Genomic DNA, 1,159 nt, shown 5'->3' on the forward strand with positions numbered 1-1,159 from the left:
CGCTGCGTGACCTGGTGCATGCGATCCCCTACTACGCGATCAAGGCCGGCCTGCTGACTGTCGCCAAGCAAGGCAAGAMGAACRYSTTCTCSGGCCGCATCCTCGAGATCGAGGGCYTGCCKGACCTGAAGRTCGARCAGGCSTTCGARCTGAGCGACGCCTCGGCCGAGCGCTCGGCCGCGGGCTGCACCGTCAAGCTGAACCCCGAGCCGATCAAGGAATACCTCACCAGCAACATCGTGCTGATGAAGAACATGATCGCTGATGGCTACGCCGACAAGCGCACGCTGGAGCGCCGCATCAAGTCGGTCGAAGCCTGGCTGGCCAAGCCGGAGCTGATGCAGGCCGATGCCGACGCCGAGTACGCGGCCGTGATCGAGATCGACCTGAACGAGCTGAAGGAGCCGGTGCTGTGCTGCCCGAACGACCCGGACGACGCCAAGCTGCTGTCCGATGTCGCCGGCACCAAGATCGACGAAGCCTTCATCGGCTCGTGCATGACCAACATCGGCCACTTCCGCGCGGCAGCCAAGCTGCTGGGCGGCCAGCGCGACATCCCGGTCAAGCTGTGGGTCGCGCCGCCGACCAAGATGGACGAGAGCGAGCTGATCAAGGAAGGCCACTACGCCGCCTTCGGCACCGCCGGTGCCCGCACCGAGATGCCGGGCTGCTCGCTGTGCATGGGCAACCAGGCTCAGGTGCGTGAAGGCGCGACGGTCATCTCGACCTCGACCCGCAACTTCCCGAACCGCCTGGGCAAGAACGCCAACGTGTTCCTGGCCTCGGCAGAGCTGTCCGCCATCGCCTCCAAGCTCGGCCGCATCCCGACCGTGGCCGAGTACCAGGCCGAGATGGGCATCGTGACCAAGGAATCGGCCAGCATCTACCGCTACATGAACTTCGACCAGATCGAAGAGTACGCGGATACGGCAAAGGGCGTGACCGTCTAACGTTCCGACTGAACGGGCGCGCTACACGGCGCCCGCGCCACAAAAAAGGCCACCTTCCGGTGGCCTTTTTCGTTGGCGCTCTCCAAGTGGCGTGCGCGGATCCGGCTCCGCCGGTCCGCTGCGCGGTCTTGCAGACCGCGGCGGGCCAGTGGCCCGCCCCTTCGCCAGGCATGAAAGGTCCACTGGACCTTTCATGTCCGGGCTCAGCC

General features: G+C 65.5%; 1 protein-coding gene. It reads left to right on the plus strand.

The window, feature by feature from the left end; translation table 11 throughout:
- A partial coding sequence (locus AC1DYI_RS36365; protein ID WP_477208941.1) for an aconitase family protein occupies positions 1 to 950 on the plus strand: 950 nt, incomplete at its 5' end.
- Positions 951 to 1,159 lie beyond the last annotated feature (209 nt).

The sequence above is a fragment of the Ideonella sp. P3_A4 genome, assembly GCF_056403075.1.